The sequence below is a fragment of the Pedobacter sp. genome, assembly GCF_035566355.1.
Taxonomy (GTDB): Bacteria; Bacteroidota; Bacteroidia; order Sphingobacteriales; family Sphingobacteriaceae; genus Pedobacter.
In genome coordinates this window covers 1-2,851 of the sequence record NZ_DATMRL010000284.1, presented here as the reverse complement: position 1 = coordinate 2,851, position 2,851 = coordinate 1, and the positions used below count along the sequence as shown (strand labels likewise).

The window sequence follows — 2,851 nt, the reverse complement described above, 5'->3', positions numbered from 1 at the left end:
GGTTGGGCATCTAAAAAGCGCTTAGTTTTACATCCACTTTCTCGGGTTCTTGGCATATCCATGAGTCGTATAGCTCGAATCTCATCAATTAAGCTTAGAAGCGTTCCTCCTGTTGATTTTTTTTCAATAACAACAAGCTGAGGCGGTTTTTTATAACTCATACATTGTGACCAAAAATCTAAGAATGCTGGCTTTAAGTCTTTAGGCTCAACTCGGCACTCCAGAGTATCAATCCAGTGAAGCCCGTACTTGCCGGTTTTAACGCCAAACGATTCAATTTCATAAATTCCCCAAAAACTAAATGCGGTTGCGTCATTGTAGCTTTTAGAGGTTTCGGCTGTGTCACAAGTAATAAATGAAAACAAAATATTTGGCTCTTGTTCCAGCATCACAAACCATTCAGGTTTAAATAAAGCGCCCCCTGCGGGAATTGGGTCTTGTTGATATTGTGAGGCAAAAACATACGGGTCGGTTTCTTGAAGTCTTAAAAGCATTTCTTTGGGATGGACTTCTGGATAAAGAGCATTTCCTGCTTTATCAAGACTTGGCAAAATAACTTTATGCCAGTCGTACCCATCTTTTCCACTAATCAAATACGACGCCAAATCATCTTCATGCAGTCTTTGACCAATAAAGATAAAAGGTACGTTTATTCCGCGGGCTCGCTGTTGGATAGTTTCTCGGTAATTGTCGATAACAGTTTTTCGAATTGTGTCAGAGTGCACCTCATCTGGTTTATGTGCATCATCGATAATGAGTGCGCCGGAAAATCTATCGAGTCCTGGTAATCCAGCGTCCTGGCCAGTGACCGCGCCTGCTGTTCCAAATGCAGCAACAGCGCCGCCATGCTCTGTCTGAAAGAACTCCTTTGCTTTTGAATCATAACGAATCCTTACATTGAATAAGTAATTGTAATGTGGAAGCTGGATGATGCGTTTAATAGTTTCAGTATGCTTTACAGAAAGCGACTTTGAATAAGAAAGATATAAGAATCTTGAATCAGGCCATTGAGCCATAGCCCAGGCTATAAAAAATGATACCATCGTGGATTTACCAGAGCCAGGCTCTACATTGATCATGCCTTTTTGATTGGGTAACTCTAATCGTAGTGCTGCTGTTAAAATCTTAGCAATTGTGATGTGATGTGATTCTCTGCCAATAGGGCAAGAAATGATAAATTCTCGCCCTGTCAGTATTTTATAAAAATAGGTAATAAAATAAATTATGCTTCCCCGAAGCTCCGAGGCAAGCTCTTCCTTGTCTTCTTTAAACATTTAATCCCTTTAAATGTTACGTTTCTAGGCTTTTGCTTGGTAAGTCTTTCGAGTAATGTTCCCAGGTATCGGCCAATTGAGGGTAATCATAATCTAAAAAATGAGTTACCTTAAAAATTTGATTATTGTGAAACTCAAATTGCCCTGAAAACACGGCGCCCATTGTGTAGTAAATGTCGTCATCTTTATCAATGACACGCAACAATAACTCACGCCCCATAGGCGCGGGTTCTTTTTTTATTGATTTCCATCTCATAATGCTTCTATTTCCCTAATTAAATCATAAGCCTCATCTTTTGTCATAATCTTATCGGGCTTGCAGCCGAATTTGCACTCAAGTCCTTCTGCTACTCCATATAATCGGCAGATAGCTGGCCTTATCATATAGATACTGCACCTTTTATCGCATAGCGCTGCACATGTTGCTGATTTTTTTATTATTTTTTGTTTCATCACAACCTGAATTGGGCTGAATGGATTCTTAATTATCCTTTCTCTTGCGCGCTTAATTTCTATTTTTGAGGCAGGAACAATCCCACATGTATTATAGCATTTACCTTGACAATCTATCTTGGGGATTTTTTTATATAGCTCTTCCAATTTTCTATATTTATGCTTCATTTGGATTTATTACGTCTTTTTTCTTTTGGCGATTTTGGCTCGACAAAAAACATAGCTGTCATTTTGTCTTCCACTTCTTTTACCCGGCTATGGAGTTGGGTGCAAATATTTTCTAATTCTTTCAAGGGTTCGAGATTAGGCCCCTTGGCCTTTACAAAATCATTAAAGGCTCGCTGTAATGCATAGTAGTGTTCATTTAACTTTTCCTTTTGATTTTCATATTGTCCATCAAAGCTATCTGAAAGTCTTTTAATTTCAACTTCTAGGTAATTTTTACTTTCATTAGATTCTTTTAATAGTCTTTCAACTGCTTTTAATGAATCTTTGAAATATTGATAATTCATATTTTGAAGTTCTTTTAATTTATCAATATTTTCTTTGTTTTCCTTAATCGATTTTTTTAAATCATTATTTTTTGGATTAGACACAATGAGTATTTCTAATTTCACGATACGTTTGCATAATCCCCCATACATACGGGATAAGATAATTATTCCAGCAGCCAAAAAAATAATACATAAATTACTACAAAAATAAGCGCTCATGTTTCATCCCTGTAATTTGCCATCCAATGTTTTGGCAATATCTATCATTTCCAAATCATCCAAAACGCCTTGTTCGATTGCTTCTTTAGCAAGACAAAGAAGACAATATATCTGTACTTTTTTAAGAAGAATGGTATTGTCGCGTAGCCTTCTCTTTTTTTTACTCACCCACATATCTTTTTTACAGAGTGGGCATTTCTCAATGATGCAGTCTTCTTGATCGTCAGGATGAGTAGGTTGAGCATCAACTGGAATACAGCCAATTAATAATGTTTCACCTGACAAATCAATCTTCTTTGTCATGCTCATCCCTTTCGCTTGTGCTGCGAACTAATTCATGGCGCTCTAGATAATTCAGAACGTCTGATTTTCTGTACAAAATTCGCCCACCAATTTTACGGTAAGGAATTC

General features: G+C 37.2%; 5 protein-coding genes. All 5 read right to left on the bottom strand.

The annotated features are described in order from the left end of the window. Window positions 1-1,274: DEAD/DEAH box helicase family protein (locus VNZ46_RS11220; protein WP_325560248.1), on the bottom strand; the 1,274-nt coding region annotated here is incomplete at its 3' end. 16 nt (window positions 1,275-1,290) lie between these two features. Next, on the bottom strand, window positions 1,291-1,530 hold the full coding sequence (locus tag VNZ46_RS11215; RefSeq protein WP_325560247.1) for a hypothetical protein: 240 nt from the start codon (window positions 1,528-1,530) through the stop codon (window positions 1,291-1,293). Beyond that, a complete protein-coding gene (locus tag VNZ46_RS11210; RefSeq protein WP_325560246.1) occupies window positions 1,527-1,895 on the bottom strand; it encodes a hypothetical protein in 369 nt (122 codons plus the stop codon). Before VNZ46_RS11210 ends, VNZ46_RS11215 begins: the two co-directional genes overlap by 4 nt. Continuing rightward, entirely contained in the window at window positions 1,892-2,440 is a 549-nt protein-coding gene (locus VNZ46_RS11205) for a hypothetical protein (RefSeq protein WP_325560245.1), read from the bottom strand. The genes VNZ46_RS11210 and VNZ46_RS11205 overlap by 4 nt, the downstream gene beginning before the upstream one ends. A gap of 3 nt (window positions 2,441-2,443) precedes the next feature. Then, a complete protein-coding gene (locus VNZ46_RS11200) occupies window positions 2,444-2,743 on the bottom strand; it encodes a hypothetical protein (protein WP_325560244.1) in 300 nt (99 codons plus the stop codon). Between the last annotated feature and the right edge of the window lie 108 nt (window positions 2,744-2,851).

What these genes read in the sequence shown, in the direction of transcription:
- VNZ46_RS11215 (WP_325560247.1), bottom strand. Translation starts at nt 1,530, where the DNA reads ATGAGATGGAAATCAATAAAAAAAGAACCCGCGCCTATGGGGCGTGAG.
- VNZ46_RS11210 (WP_325560246.1), bottom strand. Translation starts at nt 1,895, where the DNA reads ATGAAGCATAAATATAGAAAATTGGAAGAGCTATATAAAAAAATCCCC.
- VNZ46_RS11205 (WP_325560245.1), bottom strand. Translation starts at nt 2,440, where the DNA reads ATGAGCGCTTATTTTTGTAGTAATTTATGTATTATTTTTTTGGCTGCT.
- VNZ46_RS11200 (WP_325560244.1), bottom strand. Translation starts at nt 2,743, where the DNA reads ATGACAAAGAAGATTGATTTGTCAGGTGAAACATTATTAATTGGCTGT.